This is a genomic window from Nocardia fusca NBRC 14340, assembly GCF_001618425.1.
Lineage (GTDB): Bacteria > Actinomycetota > Actinomycetes > Mycobacteriales > Mycobacteriaceae > Nocardia > Nocardia fusca.
In genome coordinates this window covers 270,794-289,889 of record NZ_BDCU01000008.1, presented here as the reverse complement: position 1 = coordinate 289,889, position 19,096 = coordinate 270,794, and the positions used below count along the sequence as shown (strand labels likewise).

Sequence of the window (19,096 nt, the reverse complement as noted above, 5' to 3'; positions counted from 1 at the left end):
CGAGGGAGAAGACCTGGTAATGCCTGCTATGGATTTCAGCGGGGCCGGGATCGACGGATCGGACTGGAGACGCGGGCGGGTCTTCTGGTTCGACTCGGAGAAGGGCTTCGGCTACATCAAACCCGACGACGGAACCGATCAGGTGTTCGTCGAGTATCGGTGCATAGAGACCGACGGCTATCGCACCCTGCACGCGGGCCAGCCGGTGCTGTTCGTCAGCACTGCCCGGCCCCGCGGGCACGAGGCGGTGACGGTCCGGCCGGAGGCCGGTGCCGGGCTACCCGATACCGCCCCGGGCGGCGGGCAGAGCCGGCGTTAGCGCCGGACTCGCATGGCGCCACAGACCGGGGCCGGCCAGTCCACCGCGGTGGGCGCCAGTTCCCGGTCGAGTGCGGCCGCGGTATCGGCGGCGAACGCCGCGGCCGTACGGCTGCGCAGATCGACGTGGACAGCGATGAGCTCGAGGGTGCAACTGAGCCGCCGGGTGCTGTCGTTGACCAGTAGTGCCATGGCGTGTACGACCTTGTCCGAACGGTCGACTCCGCGTATGTGGACCGAAATCTGTTCGCCGATCCGGTTTTCGGAGTAGTACCGGATGTGGTGTTCACCGGTGAAGAACCCGGCACCCCGGGTGGCACGGTATTCGTCGGTGATCCCGGCCCGTTCGAAGACTCCGGTCGCGGCCGAGACGCACAACGCGAAATAGTGCGTGACGTTCATATGGTCGTTCTCGTCGCGGTATGCCTCCGGGACCGTGAGCGGGCCCAGTTCGCGGGGCAGCGTCACCACCTGCTCGTAGCTGGGAATCGAAATCGTCCCGGTCATGATCAGCTCCTCCTCGTTCCGGCGCAGTGTATCGGCACGAAGAACAGCCCCGGATCCGTGGGATCCGGGGCCGTCGTCACCCCTGGCTTCAGAGCGGCCGCACGTCGATGACCTTGCGCAGCCGCGCCTTGTCGCGTTCGAGCCTGCGGGCCTCGTAGGCGATGGGGAAGTACCGCAGCCGCTCCGGCAACAGCGGCACCAGCCGGGCGAGGAACCAGCCGAGGATCCGTAGTTTGCGTTCGTCGGATTCGCTCCAGGTGAGACCGAGTTTGCGGCGGGCCGTTTCCGGTGTGGTGCCTACTGTGACGAAGTACTGCATCCGCCCGAACGGACCGGTCAGCACCCGCCACACCGGGTGCAGCGCCCCCGGCAGCTGGGCGGGCGGGGCGATCGTCCGGATGACCTTCAGGTAGTCCTTCGCGGTCTGGGTGGCCTCCAGATGGTTCTCGACCTGGTCGGCGAAGAACTTCTCGAAATCGGCGTAGGTCGCCGGCAGTTCCTTGGGCGGTACCGAGAAGTTACGCATCAGCTGCAGGGCTTCGCGGTAGTAATCCTCTTTCTCCGCCGCGGTGAGCGGACGCTTCGAGAAGTACTTCGCGTTTTCGGAGAAGGCGAAAGTGCCGGTGTGCAGCACCCAGGCCCACGGGCCGCTGGACAGCGCGGTGTGCCGGACGCCTTTGGCGTCGGTGGTGTTGAGGGTGGCGTGCATTTTGCGTAGCCGGTCGGTCTCGCCCAGCGATTCCTCGCCGCCGTAGGTCCACATCATCACCGCCGAGAGGCTGCGCACCGCGCGGCCGATCGGGTCGGTGCGGAAGGTGGAGTGGGCATCGACCACCGCGGAGATGGTGGGTTCCATGGTCTGCAGGAGGAAGGCCGAGCCCGCGGTGAGGGAGAAGGTGATCAGGCCGGTTTCCTCCCAGGTACGGGTGCCGGGACCGAAGGGACGGCGCTCCACCGGAGCGTGCGTGTCGGTGGCTGCGACGGACGCGGTCATGCGGATCTCCCTTGATCTACTGCATCGATCTGATGAGACGATGATACTGCAAGTCTCTCATCATTGCGTAGAAAGATTCGCGCGGCATCCCGAACGGTGGCCGGGGCGGGGTTCGGCAGCGAGCGGTGTTCGCGCAGCGGAACGCGGTACCTGAAGACGGGGAGTGGGGTTCGGGTTGTCCTGTGACGGCCGAACCCGGATATGAGAGCGGGCCTCGGCGAAGGGGGGGAGTTAGCCGAGGCCCGCGTAAGGTCGGCCCGGGGGGGAGGGGCCGACGGAAACGATCCTACGCGATATCGCGAAAATGCGCCCATAAGGGGCCCAAGAGTTTCGAACTTTTTTCGGTGCAGATCACAGCGCCGTGCGTGGGTCGGTGCACTGCGGGTGCGAGTGTCCAAAATTGTTGCAGCCCAATGGAATCGTCCCACTGGACGGGTGTATTCCGCCCGGCGGAACACGGGTGCGCGGGGCGCGCACCGAGTGCTGCCCGGGCCTACTTGTCGGACCCCGCTGGCACTATGCCCCTGTGCACTGTGAGCGTGCGCACGGCCACCTCGACTGTCGTGCTCCGGAGCGGGATCCAGTAGCCGCGGAAACCGAATCGAGTAGTGCGCTGTGCGAAATTTCGCGACCCGGCGCGATGAATACCAGAGCGGTCGCATCCCGTCTCGGCTACCCCGAGCACGTCCGGTCCGGGATGCGGCCTTGTGCATTGTGGGGGAGGGTGCCGGAGAACCGGATAAATCGGATGAAAACGTCGGTGGCGGCGACGATACTGCACGGTATCGGCCGGCGGCCGAAGCGCCTGAGGTCGGTGGCCCGCCACCGGCGATATACGACTCGTCCTTGTCGATCACTCAGTTCAGGAGAATCATGCCCGACGCAATAGTCGCCGAGGGTCTCGTCAAACACTACGGCCGCCGGGTGCGCGCACTCGACGGTCTCGATCTGACTGTGCCCGAAGGCACGGTCACCGCGCTTCTGGGACCCAACGGAGCCGGTAAGACCACCACCGTACGAGTGCTCACCACGCTGCTGGTGCCCGACGCCGGCCGGGCGACCGTCGCCGGGATCGACGTACTCGCCCGGCCGCGTGCGCTGCGCTCACGAATCGGGGCCTCGGGGCAGTACGCGGCGGTCGACGAGTATCTGACCGGTTTCGAGAACCTGGAGATGGTTGGGCGGCTGTACCACATGGGCACGCGGCGCAGTAAGGAACGCGCGCGCGAGCTACTGGAGAGGTTCCGTCTCAGTGATGCCGCCGACCGCCCGGTCCGCGGCTATTCCGGCGGTATGCGCCGGCGGCTGGACCTGGCCGGGGCGCTGGTGGCCAACCCGCCGGTGCTGTTCCTCGACGAACCCACCACGGGTCTGGACCCGCGAGCTCGGCTGGACCTCTGGGATGTCATCGAGGAGCTCGTCGCCGGCGGCACCACCCTGCTGCTGACGACCCAGTACATGGAAGAGGCCGACCGACTCGCCGATGCCATCGCGGTCATCGACCGGGGCCAGGTGATCGCCCGCGGCACCGCCGACGAATTGAAGAGCATGGTCGGAGGCGACCGGATCGAGTTGACCGTCGACCACACCGACAATCTGGCCGTCGCCCAGCGAGCGCTCGCGCCGCTGGCCGACGGTGAAATCCATGTCGAACCCGGGCTGCGCCGACTGGTGGTGCCGGTCAGCGACGGATCCCAGGCGCTGGTCGCCGCCATCGGAAAGCTGAGCGACGAGGGTGTGCGGATCCAGGACGTCGGGTTGCGCCGCCCCTCGCTCGACGATGTGTTCCTCACGCTCACCGGGCACGAGGCCGAGGAAACGGCCGATGATGCCGGCGAATACGGGCAGGGCGGAAAGGCCGGTGGCGGCGGACGCCCCGGCGCGGTCCCCGAAGCGGACAGGCCCGAGGAATCCGACCCGGCGCGCGAAGTGGAAGCAATCGAGGCGATGGAAGGAAGAAGCAGATGACCGCGCTGGCGACCGTCGGCGATATCGGGGAGAACCCCACCTTGGTCGAGCGGCTGTCCATGGTGGTCAGCGACAGTCTGACCGTCACCAAGCGCAATGTGATCAAGATAAAGCGAGTGCCCGACGTGCTGATCTTCAGCACCCTCTCGCCGATCATGTTCGTCCTGCTGTTCGCCTATATCTTCGGTACCGCCATCAAGGTCCCCGGTATGGAGGGCGGTTACCGCGAATTCCTGATCGCGGGCATTTTCGTGCAGACGGTGGTGTTCGGGTCCACGTTCACCGGGCTCAGCCTCGCCGAGGATATGCAGAAGGGCATCATCGATCGGTTCCGCTCGCTGCCCATGGCCCCGTCCTCGGTACTGATCGGGCGCACGGTCAGCGATGTGGTGATCAACGTGGTCAGCCTGGTGGTCATGTCACTGACCGGGCTGGTGGTCGGCTGGCGGATCCGCGGGTCGGTCGTGGACGCGATCCTGGCCTACGTCCTGCTACTGCTGTTCGCCTACGCGATCTCCTGGATCATGGCCGTGGTCGGCCTGATCGTGCGTACGCCCGAGGTGTTCAACAACGCCAGTTTCATGGTGATCTTCCCGCTCACCTTCCTGGCCAACACCTTCGTGCCGATGGACGAACTGCCGACACCGCTGCGCGTTTTCGCCGAATGGAATCCGGTATCGGCGCTCACCCAGGCATCCCGGGAACTGTTCGGTAATACCGCCCCGCTCACCGCGGAATCCACCGCGTGGTCGATGCGCCACCCGGTGGCGACCACCCTGGTCTGGGTGGTCATCATCCTGGCCGTCTTCGTACCGCTGGCGCTGCGGCAGTATCGCAAGACCGTCAGTCGCTGAGAGCAGGTCGGTCCGTGGTGGCTTCGGGATCGTCCGAGGCCACCGCGGCGCCGTTGCGCGTATAGCCGATCCGGGGCGGCGCCGAGGCCGGTTCGGGTGGTTGCGGGCGCTTGCTGCGCACCAGCCACGCGGTACCGCCCGCCGCCGCCACCGCGGCGGCGGCCAGCAACCGATAGCGCGAACGACTGGATGGACGCAGTGGCCTCGAGCTCATGGCTCAACTCTGGCACAGCCCGGCGGATAACGCAGACCGGCAGGTCAGGGCACCGTCGCCGACCGCGGGTGCGGAAGCGGCGAGCTACGTACCGCGGGCTCGCATGGCACGATGGGCTGGTGAGTAAGACACGCCCGGCCGGCTGGGGAGCGCGCCGCGAAACAGCTCCGGCAACGAAGCGGAGGCCGTGGTGAACCCCCAGCAGCCCTCGACGCCGGCTCAGGTGTGTGTCCGGCACGCCGATCGCCGGACCGGTCTGTCCTGTACCCGCTGCGGACGTCCGGCGTGCCCGGAATGCCTGCGTCCCGCCTCGGTCGGCCAACACTGTGTCGATTGTGTGCGCGCCGATCAGCGCAGCACACCGCAGGTGCGGACCGTATCGGGTTCGGCCGCGGCCCGCAGTTCGGTCCCGTTCGTCACCTACACCCTGATCGCGCTCAATATTCTGGTCTACGCCGTGACCGCGGCGCAGTCACGCAGCGTGATGGAGAACGAGCGCGGATCGGCGCTGTTCGTGGATTGGGTCATGTACCCACCCGCGGTGGCCGGCGGCGACTGGTTCCGCGTGCTCGGTTCCGGGTTCCTGCACTACGGGCTGATCCACCTGCTGCTGAACATGTTCGCGCTGTATATCGTCGGCCGCGATATCGAACTGGTGCTGGGCAGGGCCCGCTACCTGGCCGTATATCTCATCTCGTTGCTCGGCGGATCGGCCGCGGTGATGCTGCTGGCCCAGGACAGTCTCACGGCCGGGGCCTCGGGCGCGGTGTACGGCTTGTTCGGCGCGATCACGATCGTGCTGATCCGGCTGCGGCAGAACCCGAACAATATGTTGATCCTGATCGCGATCAACGTGTTCATCAGCTTCTCGCTACCCGGTATCTCGCTGTGGGGTCACCTGGGCGGCCTGGCCGCGGGCACCCTGGCGACGCTCGGCATCATGTTCCTGCCCGCCTGGGTGCGGGTTCGGACGCCGGAGCGGGCCCGGCTGGTCGGGGTGTTCGCGCTGGCAGCCCTGGCGGTGGCGGCTGTGGCGGTGATAGTGCTCGCGGCGGTTTCGCTGCGCTGAGCCGGACGTACAGCGCCGAGGCTCCGGGGCGTGGGCTTCGCGGGCCCCGGCATGTTCAACGTGAAACATTCGGGCTCGCGCGGTTCGTGCGACCACGAGGTGGCCCGCCGGGGCTCTCAGCGCGCGGCGTCGCCGTGCAACCGCAGTTCCGTCCGCACCGCGTCGTAGACATCCTCGGGGCTCGTGCCCAGATCCCAGCGGCCGAAGATCAGCAGCCGTTCGGATCCCAGATGGTCCACGTCGATCTCCAGCATCGGCGATTTCCGGCCCAGGCGGCGGTAGCCGACCACCCGCGCCCGCAGGATCTGATCACGGGTGTATTCGGTGACGCCGGTGAGTGTGCGCAGCACCAGCCGCGGGTTCTCGCCCGGCACCACCGAGAGCCGTGGTCGCTGCCGCATTCCGAGTGCGGCGAGTCCCAGCAGTACCAGCGCGGCCACCCCGAGCATGAATTTGCCGGGCAGCTCGGTAGTCAGTACCGCCGCGACCGCGAGGACGACCCCGCCGCCGACCGCCGCGATCAACGCGGGCAGGGGTGTCGTCCAGGCGAGACAGGGTTCGGTGCGCTCGGGCTGCACGCGGGTATACCTCCATCTGAGGTCGAGGGTTATCCACAGAGTTATCCACAGGTGTGCATTAATTACACCGGTGTAACCCGGGCAAGGCGCCGCTAGCGCCAGCGCATCGTCATGATCAGACCCACCACCATCAGCCCGAACCCGATCAGGAAGTTCCAGGCATTGAGGTTGCTCATCCAGCTGATCTGGTCGGCCGCGAGGTAGTAGACCAGTAGCCAGACCAGGCCCGCGAGCATGAAGCCCAGCATGATGGTGACGTACCAGACAGGCGACGGACCGACTGCCTTCACCTTCACCGGCGTACGGCTGGCGGGGTTGATCGTGTAGTCGGTCTTCTTCCGGACCTTCGACTTGGGCATGATGTCCTCGTGTTCAGCGTGCAGGTCGTCTTCCAAGGCTATCCCACCAGGTAATCGGTGTGATGCCCAGCGGCCGTACAGTCCGCGTGGCCGATTGTGGCGCAATCGCAGGCCGGACCGGGTGCGCCGGCGTGCGAACACGTAATCTTTGGGCATGCGTGTACTGGTCGTCGACAACTACGACAGCTTCGTCTTCAACCTGGTCCAGTATCTGGGCCAGCTCGGCGTCGAGGCAGTGGTCTGGCGTAACGACGACCCGGAATTGGCGGACCCGACGGCCGTGGCCGGCGATTTCGACGGAATCCTGATCAGCCCCGGCCCCGGCACCCCGGAACGCGCGGGCGCCAGTATCGACCTGGTACGTGCCTGTGCCGACCGGGAGACCCCGCTGCTGGGCGTCTGCCTCGGCCACCAGGCCATCGGCGCGGCCTTCGGCGCCACGGTGACCCGGGCTCCGGAACTGCTGCACGGGAAGACCAGTTCGGTCTTCCATATCGGTACCGGAGTCCTGGCCGGGCTGCCCGATCCGTTCACCGCCACCCGCTATCACTCGCTCACCGTGGTGGAAAAGACGCTCCCGCCCGAATTCGACGTCATCGGCCGCACCGAGACCGGGATCGTGATGGCCCTGCGCCATCACGAACTGCCGATCCACGGTGTGCAGTTCCATCCGGAATCGGTCCTCACCCAGGGCGGGCACCGGATGCTGGCGAACTGGCTGGAGGTCTGCGGCGAGCGCCCCCAGGAGGGGTTGGTACAGATGCTGGAAGCGGAGGTCGCCTCTCTGGCCGTCTGATATACGAAACCGGGCGGCCGATTCACGGCCGCCCGGTTTCGTATCCTGCCGAATCGCCGGGCCGTGCCCGGCAGCGGATCAGGGTGGTCCCAGTGGCGCTACACCGGTATTGACCGTCACCGTCGTCGACGACGGCACAGTGGTTCCGGCCGAGGGCTGCTGGCTGAGAACCTTGCCGGCCTGGTCGGAGTTCAGCGTGATCTGCGTGATCTGACGGACCTGGTTCGCGCTGCCCTGCCAGCCGCTTTCGCGCAGCTTGTCCACGACCTCCGCGGTGGTGAGCCCCACCAGGTTCGGCATCGCGATCCGATCGCTCTGCGCCACCTGGACCGTGATCGTGGAACCCTCGTCGGCCGTCGAACCGCCGGCCGGGCTGGTGGAGAGGACCTCGCCGCGCGGTCGAGCCGACTGGACCTGCTCGATCACGATCTTGAAGCCGGCGCCCTCGAGGTTCGGCTGGGCCACATCGATCAGCTGGCCGACCACCTCGGTGACGCGGACCTGCCTGGGACCGGTGCCGATGGTCAGCGTGATCTGACTACCCGCGTCCATCTCGATACCGGGCGAAGGATCCTGCCCGATCACCTTGTCCTTGTCCTGCGCGCTGGACGGTTCCCGCTTCACGTCCGGGTTGGTCTGGAGACCGGCGTTGTTGAGTTCCTGTTCGGCGTCCTGCTGGGACAGGCCGGTGAGCCGGGGGACCGGCACCTGCTGCGGACCGGTGGACACCTGCACGGTGATGGTGCTGCCCTCGTCGGCGCGCGAGCCGCCCAGCGGCTGGGTAGCGATCACATTGCCGGCACTGATCTTGCCGTCGGGTTTCTCCTGGACGGCCACATCGAAGCCGAGCGAATCGAGCTTCTTCTGGGCCTCGGTGGCGGAGGTGTTGGACAGGTCCGGGACGGCCACCTGATCGGGTCTGCTGCCCGGGCCGAGTAACATCCAGAACAGCCCGAAGGCCGCCACCACCGCAGCGACCACACCCGCCGCGATATAGGCCGTACGGCGGGAACGGTCCCCGGAGTCGTGTCCGTAATCGTCGTAGTCGTCGTCCTCGTCGCCGCGATAGCCACGGCCGGAACCGTCCGCGGGGCCGAGCATGGTGGTGCGGTCCTCGTCGGTCATCACCATCGGCGCGCCGGGTTTCTGACCGCCCAGCACCCGGATCAGATCCGCGCGCATCTCCGCCGCGCTCTGATAGCGATTGGCCGGATTCTTGGCCATTGCCTCGAGCACCACCGAGTCCAGTTCCCGCGGCACCCCCTCGTAGACGAGCGAGGGTAACCGGGGATCCTCCCGGACGTGCTGATAGGCGACGGCGACCGGGGAGTCACCGGTGAACGGGGGCTGTCCGGTGAGGATTTCGAACAGCACACAACCGACCGAGTAGACGTCGGACCGGGCGTCCACCGTCTCGCCGCGCGCCTGCTCGGGAGACAGATACTGAGCGGTGCCGATCACGGCCGCGGTGGCGGTCATCGGATTGGCGGCGTCGGCGATCGCACGGGCGATACCGAAATCCATCACCTTCACCGCACCGGCACGGTTGATCATGATGTTGGCGGGCTTCATATCGCGGTGCACGATCCCGGCCCTGTGGCTGAAATCGAGCGCCGCGCACACATCGGCGACGACCTCCATCGCGCGCCGGGGCGGCAGCGGTCCCTCGTTGCGCACGATATCGCGCAGCGTGTCACCTTCCACGTACTCCATCACGATGAACGGCAGTGGTCCGCCGTCGATCTCGGCTTCGCCGGTGTCGTAGACCGCCACGATGGCCGGATGGTTCAGCGCCGCGGCGTTCTGCGCCTCACGTTTGAAGCGCAGATAGAACGTGGGGTCCCGGGCCAGGTCGGCGCGCAACACCTTGATCGCGACATCGCGGTTGAGCCGCAGATCGCGTGCTTTGTGGACCTCGGACATACCGCCGAACCCGATGATCTCGCCCAGCTCGTAGCGAGAGGAGAGATTCTTCGGGGTCGTCATGGCTGTCCTTGCAAATTAAGGTCCGGCGCGAGGTTGTTGACAGGGTTCCCCGGGAAGGGGATATCGATCGTCGGGACCGGCGGGCGGCGACGCGTGGTGGTCTCCTCTTCCTCACCGGTGGTCTCTTCGCTCGCCGTCGTCTCGGTGGTGCTCGGCGCCGCCGAAGTGGTGGTGGTCGGCGGCTGAGTCGTCGTGGTCGAGGGCTGCGGCGGTGTGGTGGTCGTCGCGGCCGGCGGCGCGGTGGTGGTGGGCTCCACGGGTGGCGTCCATACCGGGGGCTCGGTCACTTCGTAGGTGGTGGTGACCGGGGCCGGCAGCGGGCGGGTGGTGGGTGCCGTGGACGAGGTGACCGGCGGAGTTCCCTCCGGGTTGGTGTCCCCGCCGAACAGCAGCCACACCACGGCACCGCCCAGGAGCAGCGCGCCGATACCGAGCGCGATCATCCACTTCTGGTTCTTGTTGAGTAGGCCGCCACCGGCGTTGTCGCGGTAGTCGTCGTCGCCGGGGTCGTGCGCGCCGCGGTCGTATGTGGTCGCCGGTCCGGCCATGGCGGCGGGAGGTGTGTTGTACCGGACGGTCGCGGTCTCGTCGTAACCCGGCTGCGGAGGAGCCGCGATCACGCTGGTGGGCCCGGCCACCGGGAGATTGCGGGGCGGGGGCGGGCGGCGACCCGAGCGCACCGCGGCGACCGCCTCGGCGAATTCACCGCCGTCGGCGTAGCGCTGGGCCGGGTCCTTGGCCAGCGTGATCTCGACCAGTTCGCGCACATTCGGCGGCAGGTCGGTGGGCATCGGCGGCGGCACTTCGCGGACGTGTTTCATCGCGACGGTGAGCGCACCATCTCCGGTGAACGGCCGCTGCCCCGCGAGCGCCTCGTATCCGACGACGCCGAGGGAGTACACATCGCTGGCCGCGGTGGCATCCTCACCGACCGCCTGCTCGGGCGCGATGTACTGCGCGGTGCCCATCACCATGCCGGTCTTGGTGACCGGAGAGGCATCGACCGCCTTGGCGATACCGAAATCGGTGATCTTCACCTGGCCGGTGGGGGTGACCAGGATATTTCCCGGTTTCACATCGCGATGCACCACGCCGGCCAGATGCGCGACCTGGAGTGCGCGGCCGGTCTGTTCCAGCAGGTCCAAACCCTGGGCCACCGATAGGCGGCCGAGCCGGTTCAACACGGTGTTGAGCGGCTCACCCTGGACCAGTTCCATCACCAGGTAGGCGGTTTCGCCGCCCTGGGGGTCGTAGGTCTCGCCGTAGTCGTAGATACCCGCGATACCGGAATGGTTCAGCTGCGCGGTGGTTTTGGCCTCGGTGCGGAACCGGTGCCGGAAGGTCGGGTCCGCGGAGAACTCCGATTTGAGGACCTTCACGGCGACCCGGCGATCCAGCCGGGTGTCCAGGGCTTCCCAGACCTGGCCCATCCCACCGGTCGCGATCAGCCGCTGCAGCCGGTAGCGGTCCGCGATCAACGCGCCGTTTGTCAGCATCGGGTTCCCCGCAGATTCACTCGCACATCCATCTCGTTCAGCGACCTCGCAGACCTGCGTCCAGTACCGCCCGGGCGACCGGCGCGGCGACCGACCCACCTGTTGCCGCCAGCGCCCGGTCACCGCCGTTCTCCACGATGACCGCGATGGCGATCTTCGGGTTCTCGGCGGGCGCGAAGGCTATGTACCAGGCATGCGGTGGGGTGTTCCGTGGATCGGCGCCGTGTTCGGCCGTACCGGTCTTCGATGCGATCCGATAGGACGTTCCGCCGCTGCCCGCGGTGTTCTCCTCCGAGGCGACCATCAGGTCGGTCAGCGTAGACGCTACCTCGGCGCTCACGGCCTGGCCGACCGAGACCGGCTCGGTGGTGGACAGCTCGCTCAGATCCGGGTTCTGCAACTGGTCGACCAGGTAGGGCTCCATCCGGACACCGCCGTTGGCCACGGTAGCGGCGATCACAGCGTTGTCGAGCGGGGTGAGCGCGACATCACGCTGGCCGATACTGCTCTGCGCGAGAGCGGCGTTGTCCGGGATATTGCCCACGGTGCTCTCGGCGACCGGCATCGGGATCCCGCGATGCGGTCCGATACCGAATGCCGCGGCCTCGTCTTCCAGCGCTGCCGCCCCGACATCGACGCCGAGCTCCACGAACGCGGTGTTGCACGACCGCCGGAACGCCTCGTAGAGGGTGGCGGTGGCACCGGATCCGCAGGTCGAGCCGTTGTAGTTCTCCAGGGTCGTGCTCGTGCCCGGCAGGGTGATGTTGGGCGCCGCAGTGAACTGGGACTGCGGATTCGCCTTCCCGTTGGACAGCGCGGCCGCCGTGACGACCACCTTGAAGGTGGAACCGGGCGGGTAGGTCTGCGAGATCGCGCGGTTGAGCATCGGCTGGTTCTCGTCGGCGCCGAGATCCTCCCAGGCCTGGGTGCCCTGGGCGCCGTCGTGCCCGGACAGCAGGTTCGGGTCGTAGCTGGGGGTGGACACCATGGTCAGGATCTTGCCGGTGCTGGGTTCGATCGCCACCACCGAGCCGGTGTAGCCCTTGCTGGTCAGTTCGTTGTAGGCGACCTGCTGCATCACCGGATCGATGGTGGTGACGACATTGCCGCCGCGGGGGTCACGACCGGAGACCAGGTCGACCAGCCGGCTGCCGAAGAGCTGGGCGTCCGAACCGTTGAGCACCGGATCCTCGGCCCGTTCCAGTCCGGTGCTGCCGTACTGCATGGAGTAGAAACCGGTGATCGGGGCGTAGGCCTGCGGATCGGTCGGGTAGACGCGCAGATATTTGTAGCGGTCGTCGGTGGCCACCGAACTGGCCAGCACGGTGCCGCCGGCCGAGATCTGGCCGCGCTGGCGGGAGTACTCGTCGAGCAGCACCCGCGAGTTACGGGGGTCGGCGCGATAGTCGTCGGCCTTGATGACCTGCACGTAGGTCGCGTTGAGCAGCAGGGCGACGATCATCACCATGACCGCCATGGCGACGCGGCGTAATGGTGTGTTCAACGCTGCAGACCCCCTTGCCGTCGTGACACCATCACTGTCTGCGCTTCCGCCAGCGGCGCCGGGGCGGGTTCGCGGCGGCGGGCCGGCGCGGGTTCGCGAGCCGCGTCGGAGATCTTGATGAGCAGGGCGATCAGCACATAGTTCGCCAGCAGCGAGGAACCGCCGTAGGAGACGAACGGCGTCGTCAGACCGGTCAGCGGGATCAGCTTGGTCACTCCGCCCACCACCACGAAGACCTGGATGGCGATGGTGAACGAGAGCCCGGCCGCGAGCAGTTTGCCGAAACTGTCCCGGATGGCCAGCGCGGTGCGCATACCGCGCAGCACCAGCACCAGGAAGAGGATCAGGATCGCGGTCAGGCCGATGAGACCGAGTTCCTCGCCGATGGTCGTCACGATGAAGTCGGTTTTGGCGAACGGCACCTGCGACGGCCGCCCGGCACCCAGGCCGGTACCCGCCAGACCACCGGTGGCCAGGCCGAACAGCGACTGCACGATCTGGTAGCCGGTGTTGTTGTAGTCGTCGAACGGATGCAGCCAGGTCTCCACGCGTACCCGGACGTGCCCGAACATCTGGTAGGCGAACACGAAACCGAGGACGAGCAGGCCGCCGCCGATCAGCAGCCAGCCCACGCGTTCGGTGGCGATGTAGAGCATCACCAGGACCGTGCTGAAGATCAGCAGCGACGTGCCGAGGTCCTTCTCGAACACCAGGACACCGATGCACACGATCCACACGGCCAGGATCGGACCCATATCGCGGGCCCGCGGGAACTCCATGCCGAGGAAGTGCCGCCCGGCCGCGGTGAACAGCTCCCGTTTCGAGACCAGCACCGAGGCGAAAAAGATGATCAACAGGATCTTCGCGAATTCGCCCGGTTGCAGGCTGAGACCGGGCAGCCGGATCCAGATCTTGGCGCCGTTGACCTCGGACAGCGAACTGGGCAGGATCGCGGGGATCGCGAGCGCCACCAATCCGACGAGACCGAGCGTGTAGGCGTATTTGGCCAGCGTGCGGTAGTCGCGCAGCACCAGCAGGATCCCGACGAACAAGACGATGCCCAGCGCGGTCCACAGGATCTGCTGGTTCGCGTCGGGGGAGGGGATCTCCCAGGAGTTGTAGGCGGCGGTCTGCTGATCGGCCAGATCGAGCCGGTGGATCAGCACCAGGCCGACGCCGTTGAGCAGCGCCACGATCGGCAGCAGCAGTGGATCGGTGTAGGGGGCGAAACGGCGTACCGCCAGGTGCGCGACGGCGAAGAGACCGAGATAGGCCAAGCCGAGCTTGGCGATATCCCAGGTCAGCGATTCTTCCTGGCTCGCTTCCACCAGTGCCAGTGCGGCGGTGGTGATCAGCGCCGCGAATCCGAGCAGCACGAGCTCGGTATTGCGCCGGGTCGTCGGCGACGGCGCCGGAGCGAAACCGCCCGGGGGACTCGGAAAAGCCCCGGCGGACGGTGGTGCCGGTGCGGACATCAGTCCGTCACCCGGCAGTTCTCCCCGGCGATCTGGGGCTGAGCGGTGGTCGTCGGAGCCGGGACGGTGGTGGTCGGAGATGCGGGCGGCGCGGGGTTCTCCCCGTTGGCGCCGGGCGCGGGCGGCTGGTTGGCCGGGGCGGGCGGAGCCGCGTCGGTGGGCGTCGGCGCGGGTGCCGCCGGAGCGGGGGCAGGGGCCGGGGTGGTGGTGACCACGCCCGGCTGCGCGGCCGAGGCGTTCTTCTTGCACACCGGCAGCAGCTCACGGTCGGCCAGTACGGCCATCTGCTCGCGGGCCTTGTCCAGGGTGCCGGGCGGCAGCCCGCGCTCGACCTGGTCACGGCCGGTCTGTTCCAGATCGCTGACCTTCAGAACCCGGCAGCCCTGCGGCAGCGCGGCGCCGCTATCGACGAGGCCGAGTTCGCCCTTGGCGGTGACGCAGCCGATCAGGTTCACATCGTGGATCGAGTAGCCCAGGATCGACCCGGGCAGCCCCTGCATGACCACGACACTGTCGTTGTCCGCCCCGACGTAGTAGTTGGTCCGGATCATCTTGTAGCCGACGACCAGACCGACCACCACCGCGAGTACGAGGGCGACCGCCAGCAACAGCCAGCGCAGTTTGTGGGATTTCTTCGGTTGCGGCTCGGGTTCACCGGCGGCCCGGCGCGGGGCGGCGGCCGGTGGGCGCATCGCGGCGGCCCGCCCGGCCGCGGTATTCGGCGGCGGGTTGTCCTCGGCTTCGCCGGACGCGGCGCCGGCCACGATCGGATGACTCTGGCCGTAGTCGAGATCGATGACATCGGCGACGACGACGGTCACATTGTCCGGCCCACCGCTGCGCAGCGCGAGCTCGATGAGCCGGTCGGCGCATTCGTCGGTACTGCCCTCACGCATGGTGTTGGCGATGGTCTCGTCGCTCACCACATCGGACAGACCGTCCGAGCAGAGCAGATAGCGGTCCCCGGCCCGGGCCTCGCGCATCACCAGGGTCGGCTCGATCTCGTTACCGGTGAGCGCGCGCATGATCAGCGAGCGCTGCGGATGAGTATGAGCCTGTTCCGCGGTGATCCGGCCCTCGTCCACCAGCGACTGGACGAACGTGTCGTCGCGGGTGATCTGGGCGAGTTCGCCGTCGCGCAACATATAGGCGCGCGAGTCGCCGATATGGACCATGCCGAGTTTCTTGCCGGCGAACAGGATGGCGGTGAGCGTGGTGCCCATACCGTCGAGTTCGGGCTCTTCCTCGACCTGTTCGGCGATGGCGGCATTACCGGCGTGGGTGGCCCGGTTCAGTTTGCCGAGCAGATCCTCGCCCGGTTCGTCGTCGTCCAGATGCGCCAGCGCGGCGATCATCAGTTGCGACGCCACTTCGCCGGCCGCGTGGCCACCCATGCCGTCGGCAAGGGCCAGCAGGCGGGCGCCGGCGTAGACGGAATCTTCGTTGTTGGCGCGGACCAGGCCGCGGTCGCTGCGCGCTGCGTAGCGGAGAACAAGTGTCACGATCGGAGCTCGATCACTGTCTTGCCGACCCGGACAGGAGTGCCGAGCGGAACGCGGACTGCGGTAGTGACTTTGGCACGATCCAGGTAGGTACCGTTGGTCGAGCCGAGGTCTTCGACGTACCAGTCGTCACCGCGTAGGGACAGCCGGGCATGTCGGGTGGAGGCGTAATCATCGGTGAGCACCAGCGTGGAATCGTCCGCACGGCCGATCAGCACCGGTTGGGTACCGAGCGTTATGCGGGTACCGGCGAGAGAACCTTGAGTCACCACAAGATATTTGGCGCCCTTCTGGCCTCGGCGCATGGACGGCAGCACCGCGGAACCGCGCGGTCCCCGGGTCTGCAGTCGTTTGCCGGAGGCCGCGTAGATATCACTGCGGAGGGTACGCAGGATTGCCCACACGAACAGCCACAGCAGCAGGAGGAACCCGGCACGGGTCAACTGCAAGATCAATCCCTGCACGGCGCTCCACCTCCTGTTCGACCGTGTGTCGGTGCTGTAGGCGTGGTGCGACCCACCCCACTGCGATGCTCGTCCCGGCGGACCGCTGTGCGGTGCCGCGCGTGTGTTGGCACATCATAGGGCCGTCGGACGATACCGATCACGATTAGGCCGCCCCATTATGCGAGAGCCGCCTCGTGATCCGCACGGCGAGCCTACGGCATCAGACAATACGGATGAGGATCTCGGAGTGCCCGGCACGGATGACATCGCCGTCGGCGAGTTGCCAGTCCTGCACGGGAGACCCGTTCACCAGGGTGCCGTTGGTCGAACCGAGATCGGACAACATTGCGGTCTGGCCGTCCCAGCGAACCTCGATATGGCGCCGTGAGACACCGGTGTCGGGGAGACGGAAGTGCGCGTCCTGCCCGCGGCCGATGATGTTGCTGCCTTCCCGTAGCTGGTAGGTCCGGCCGCTGCCGTCATCGAGCGCGAGGGTCGCGGAGAAACCGGGCCCGGCTGCCGGCGCGTATCCGCCCGGTGCGCCGTAACCGGCCTGCTGGGCCTGCGGGGGATAGCCCTGGCCCTGCGGCTGGCCGTAGGCCTGCTGGTCGTAGCCCTGGTCGTAGCCGGGCTGCTGGCCGTAGGCCTGCTGGTCGTAACCCTGGTCGTAGCCGGGCTGGGCATAGCCCTGCTGGTCGTAACCACCCTGCTGTGCATAACCCTGCTGGTCGTAGCCCTGGTCGTAACCACCCTGCTGGCCCTGATAACCCTGGTCGTAGCCGGGCTGGCCCTGGTAGCCGCCCTGGTCGTAGCCGGGCTGCTGGCCGTAGGCCTGCTGGTCGTATCCCTGGTCGTAGCCGGGCTGGGCATAGCCCGGCTGACCGTAGCCCTGGTCGTAGCCGCCCTGCTGGGCGCCGTAGGCCTGCTGGTCGTAGGCGGCGCCACCCTGCTGGTAGTCGTAGCCGTTCTGATAGTCCGGGCCGCCGTTGTAGGCCGCGCCGGGACCGTAGTCCTCGGGGTACGCGCCGTTCTGCGGCCCGCGTCCCGCGGGTCCGGGAGCGTACCCGCGATTACGTGGATCGGACTCCGCGTGCTCACGGCTCGGGTCGTAGCCAGAGTTCTGCGTCATGGGGCCAGCTCCTGGTTGCGGGTTAGCGGGTCGTTGTAGCGGTTCGGGGCGGTGAGCCGGTGCGGCTCCGCGGCCGGCGTCGGGGTCGACGCGACCGCTCGTCCTGAACATTCCGGTGTGCAGCGTAGGGGATGCCTCGAACGCCACGTGTACTTCGCCGTAGGTCTGCCAGCCTTGCTCACGGATGTAATCCTGCAGATGTTTGGCGAAAGCACGGGTTGTGAGGTCGTGATCGGCGTCGAGCTGCCGGTGGTCCGACGAGTTGATGGTGATCACGTAGCTGTTGGGTGCGAGCAGATGCCCACCACCGACATCTCGGACGTTGTCGGCGGCCTCACGCTGCAGCGCTGCCTCGACCTCTTGGGGAACGACGTTCCCGCCGAAGACTCTGGCGAAGACGTCACCGACGGCGCCCTGTAGGCGACGCTCGAAACGCGAGACGATCCCCATCCGGGCCCTCCCTTCGGTGAGTCTCTCCTCATTCTTTACGACGACACGCGGATACGGCGTGTCGTTCTACGAGCACGTTCTCTGCATGATATCCACGTTCCGCTGTACCTGTAACTACCGGAACCGTGCCGGAGTTCCCTTCCCGGCGGTCTTCGTGCTCCGAGCCCTGGTCAGCGGCGGGTTCGAAAAGCCCGTGACCACGTGATTTCGTCTCCCGGACATCTCCGTGCTAGTGTCTGACCGTCGCTCGGGCGAGTGGCGGAATGGCAGACGCGCTGGCTTCAGGTGCCAGTGTCCTTCGGGACGTGGGGGTTCAAGTCCCCCTTCGCCCACTGAGAAGAAGCCGTGGATCCTCCGGGGTCCACGGCTTCTTCCTTTGCCGTCGAGTGCGTCCTCCTCCGGCACCATGGTCTGCGAAATCCGGTGTGTGGCGTTGGTCATGCTCGGTCCGTCGTGGCTCGACGATCACCTAGAACGTGTTTCAGAAACATGCCGGAAAATCCGTAGAACCCGTTGACTCACGATTCGAACCTGTTCTAATTCATGCCATGCGGAGATATGAAGGCCGTCGAGTGCTGGTGACAGGTGCGGGATCGGGGATCGGCCAGGGCGTGGCCCTGCGACTGCTGGACGAAGGAGCCCGGCTCGTCGCCGCCGATATCAACGAGCCCGGTTTGGCAGCCACGGTGGAGAAGGCCGGCGATGTGGCCGACCGGCTCAGCACCGTGGTGGTGAATATCGCGGATATCGAGTCGGTGCGGGCGGCCGCCGAGACGGCGCTGGAAACCCTGGGCGGATTGGATGTGCTCGTCAACTGCGCGGGCATTCTGAAGCCGGCCCGTACGCATGAGATGCCGCTCGACGAGTGGAACCGGGTCATCACCGTCAATCTCACGGGCACGTTCCTGGTGACCCAGGCGCTGCTGCCGCCCCTGCTGGAATCCGGCCGGGGCGTGGTGATCAATCTGTCGTCGACGTCGGCCTTCCAGTCGGCCCCCTATCTGGCCGCCTACGCCGCCTCCAAGGGTGGCGTGGCCTCTTTCACCCACGCGATCGGTCTGGAGTACGCGAAGCAGGGACTGCGGGCGGTCAATATCGTCCCGGCCGGAATCATGAGCGGGATCACCACCGAATCCATCACCGAACAGCCGGAGGATGCGGACTGGACCCTGTTCGCCCGGCTGACCGGTTGGCTGAACGGTGGTGCGCTGGGGACCCCGGAGGATATCGCCGGCGTCGTGGCGATGGTGGGATCCGATGACGGCCGCTACATCACCGGCACCGAGATCCGGGTCGATGGCGGCGCGCTCATGTGATCTCTCCCGGTGTTCCGAGGCCGCCACGGTGCTCGCGCGAGTCGCGATCGCCGCTGCGGCCTTTTTCTTTTTCCGGGGTCCCGGATGGGGCTGTCCCGGGCGAGTGTTCCGGCCCGCCGCGGCGGACGACTGCGG

General features: G+C 67.1%; 18 protein-coding genes and 1 tRNA gene. 7 read left to right on the top strand and 12 right to left on the bottom strand.

From position 1 onward, the window contains the following. The first annotated feature begins 19 nt into the window (after positions 1-19). On the top strand, positions 20-319 hold the full coding sequence (locus NF4_RS02805; RefSeq protein WP_269749575.1) for a cold-shock protein: 300 nt from the start codon (positions 20-22) through the stop codon (positions 317-319). Here the strand turns inward: NF4_RS02805 and NF4_RS02800 are convergent. Both NF4_RS02800 and NF4_RS02795 read right to left on the bottom strand, forming a co-directional pair. Continuing rightward, the gene (locus tag NF4_RS02800; RefSeq protein WP_063125691.1) at positions 316-825 is read right to left on the bottom strand and encodes an acyl-CoA thioesterase; all 510 of its coding nucleotides are present in this window, start codon (positions 823-825) and stop codon (positions 316-318) included. The genes NF4_RS02805 and NF4_RS02800 overlap by 4 nt on opposite strands. 88 nt (positions 826-913) lie before the next feature. After that, on the bottom strand, positions 914-1,819 hold the full coding sequence (locus NF4_RS02795; RefSeq protein WP_063125690.1) for an oxygenase MpaB family protein: 906 nt from the start codon (positions 1,817-1,819) through the stop codon (positions 914-916). An 873-nt stretch (positions 1,820-2,692) separates the two neighbouring features. Here NF4_RS02795 and NF4_RS02790 point away from each other — a divergent pair. Both NF4_RS02790 and NF4_RS02785 read left to right on the top strand, forming a co-directional pair. Continuing rightward, positions 2,693-3,787, top strand: a complete 1,095-nt coding sequence (locus NF4_RS02790) for an ATP-binding cassette domain-containing protein (RefSeq protein ID WP_084532804.1) — start codon at positions 2,693-2,695, stop codon at positions 3,785-3,787. Between the two features lie 59 nt (positions 3,788-3,846). Beyond that, positions 3,847-4,641, top strand: coding sequence for an ABC transporter permease (locus NF4_RS02785; protein WP_063125761.1), 795 nt, complete (start codon positions 3,847-3,849; stop codon positions 4,639-4,641). Here the strand turns inward: NF4_RS02785 and NF4_RS02780 are convergent. Further along, positions 4,631-4,855: a hypothetical protein gene (locus NF4_RS02780; protein WP_063125689.1), complete on the bottom strand. Its 225-nt coding sequence runs from the start codon at positions 4,853-4,855 to the stop codon at positions 4,631-4,633. The genes NF4_RS02785 and NF4_RS02780 overlap by 11 nt on opposite strands. A gap of 187 nt (positions 4,856-5,042) precedes the next feature. On the opposite strand from NF4_RS02780, the gene NF4_RS02775 reads away from it, so the two are divergent. Then, positions 5,043-5,924 carry a rhomboid family intramembrane serine protease gene (locus tag NF4_RS02775; protein ID WP_439956722.1) on the top strand — a complete coding sequence of 294 codons (882 nt, stop codon included), beginning with the start codon at positions 5,043-5,045 and terminating at the stop codon, positions 5,922-5,924. A 116-nt stretch (positions 5,925-6,040) separates the two neighbouring features. Here NF4_RS02775 and NF4_RS02770 read toward each other — a convergent pair whose 3' ends face one another. Both NF4_RS02770 and crgA read right to left on the bottom strand, forming a co-directional pair. Next, positions 6,041-6,502 carry a PH domain-containing protein gene (locus NF4_RS02770; RefSeq protein WP_063125688.1) on the bottom strand — a complete coding sequence of 154 codons (462 nt, stop codon included), beginning with the start codon at positions 6,500-6,502 and terminating at the stop codon, positions 6,041-6,043. A gap of 92 nt (positions 6,503-6,594) precedes the next feature. Further along, positions 6,595-6,861 carry a cell division protein CrgA gene (crgA, locus tag NF4_RS02765; protein ID WP_063125759.1) on the bottom strand — a complete coding sequence of 89 codons (267 nt, stop codon included), beginning with the start codon at positions 6,859-6,861 and terminating at the stop codon, positions 6,595-6,597. 154 nt (positions 6,862-7,015) lie between these two features. On the opposite strand from crgA, the gene NF4_RS02760 reads away from it, so the two are divergent. Then, positions 7,016-7,657 (top strand): aminodeoxychorismate/anthranilate synthase component II, encoded by a 642-nt coding sequence (locus NF4_RS02760; protein WP_063125687.1) that lies wholly within the window; start codon positions 7,016-7,018, stop codon positions 7,655-7,657. A 78-nt stretch (positions 7,658-7,735) separates the two neighbouring features. Here NF4_RS02760 and pknB read toward each other — a convergent pair whose 3' ends face one another. The 7 genes from pknB to NF4_RS02725 all read right to left on the bottom strand — a co-directional run bounded on the left by pknB (position 7,736) and on the right by NF4_RS02725 (position 17,645). After that, entirely contained in the window at positions 7,736-9,643 is a 1,908-nt protein-coding gene (gene pknB / locus NF4_RS02755; protein WP_063125686.1) for a Stk1 family PASTA domain-containing Ser/Thr kinase, read from the bottom strand. Continuing rightward, complete coding sequence (locus NF4_RS02750; RefSeq protein ID WP_063125685.1) at positions 9,640-11,139, bottom strand: serine/threonine-protein kinase; 1,500 nt, start codon at positions 11,137-11,139, stop codon at positions 9,640-9,642. Before NF4_RS02750 ends, pknB begins: the two co-directional genes overlap by 4 nt. A 37-nt stretch (positions 11,140-11,176) precedes the next feature. Further along, positions 11,177-12,643, bottom strand: coding sequence for a peptidoglycan D,D-transpeptidase FtsI family protein (locus NF4_RS02745; RefSeq protein ID WP_063125684.1), 1,467 nt, complete (start codon positions 12,641-12,643; stop codon positions 11,177-11,179). Continuing rightward, positions 12,640-14,118 (bottom strand): FtsW/RodA/SpoVE family cell cycle protein, encoded by a 1,479-nt coding sequence (locus tag NF4_RS02740; RefSeq protein WP_063125683.1) that lies wholly within the window; start codon positions 14,116-14,118, stop codon positions 12,640-12,642. The genes NF4_RS02745 and NF4_RS02740 overlap by 4 nt, the downstream gene beginning before the upstream one ends. Continuing rightward, on the bottom strand, positions 14,118-15,620 hold the full coding sequence (locus NF4_RS02735; RefSeq protein ID WP_063125682.1) for a PP2C family protein-serine/threonine phosphatase: 1,503 nt from the start codon (positions 15,618-15,620) through the stop codon (positions 14,118-14,120). The genes NF4_RS02740 and NF4_RS02735 overlap by 1 nt, the downstream gene beginning before the upstream one ends. Further along, positions 15,617-16,084 carry an FHA domain-containing protein FhaB/FipA gene (locus tag NF4_RS02730; protein WP_030524421.1) on the bottom strand — a complete coding sequence of 156 codons (468 nt, stop codon included), beginning with the start codon at positions 16,082-16,084 and terminating at the stop codon, positions 15,617-15,619. The genes NF4_RS02735 and NF4_RS02730 overlap by 4 nt, the downstream gene beginning before the upstream one ends. A gap of 202 nt (positions 16,085-16,286) precedes the next feature. Further along, entirely contained in the window at positions 16,287-17,645 is a 1,359-nt protein-coding gene (locus tag NF4_RS02725) for an FHA domain-containing protein (protein ID WP_063125681.1), read from the bottom strand. A gap of 249 nt (positions 17,646-17,894) precedes the next feature. Here NF4_RS02725 and NF4_RS02720 point away from each other — a divergent pair. Next, positions 17,895-17,977, top strand: a tRNA-Leu gene (locus NF4_RS02720). Positions 17,978-18,193: 216 nt separating this feature from the next. Further along, the gene (locus NF4_RS02715; protein ID WP_063125680.1) at positions 18,194-18,961 is read left to right on the top strand and encodes an SDR family NAD(P)-dependent oxidoreductase; all 768 of its coding nucleotides are present in this window, start codon (positions 18,194-18,196) and stop codon (positions 18,959-18,961) included. Positions 18,962-19,096: the final 135 nt, after the last annotated feature.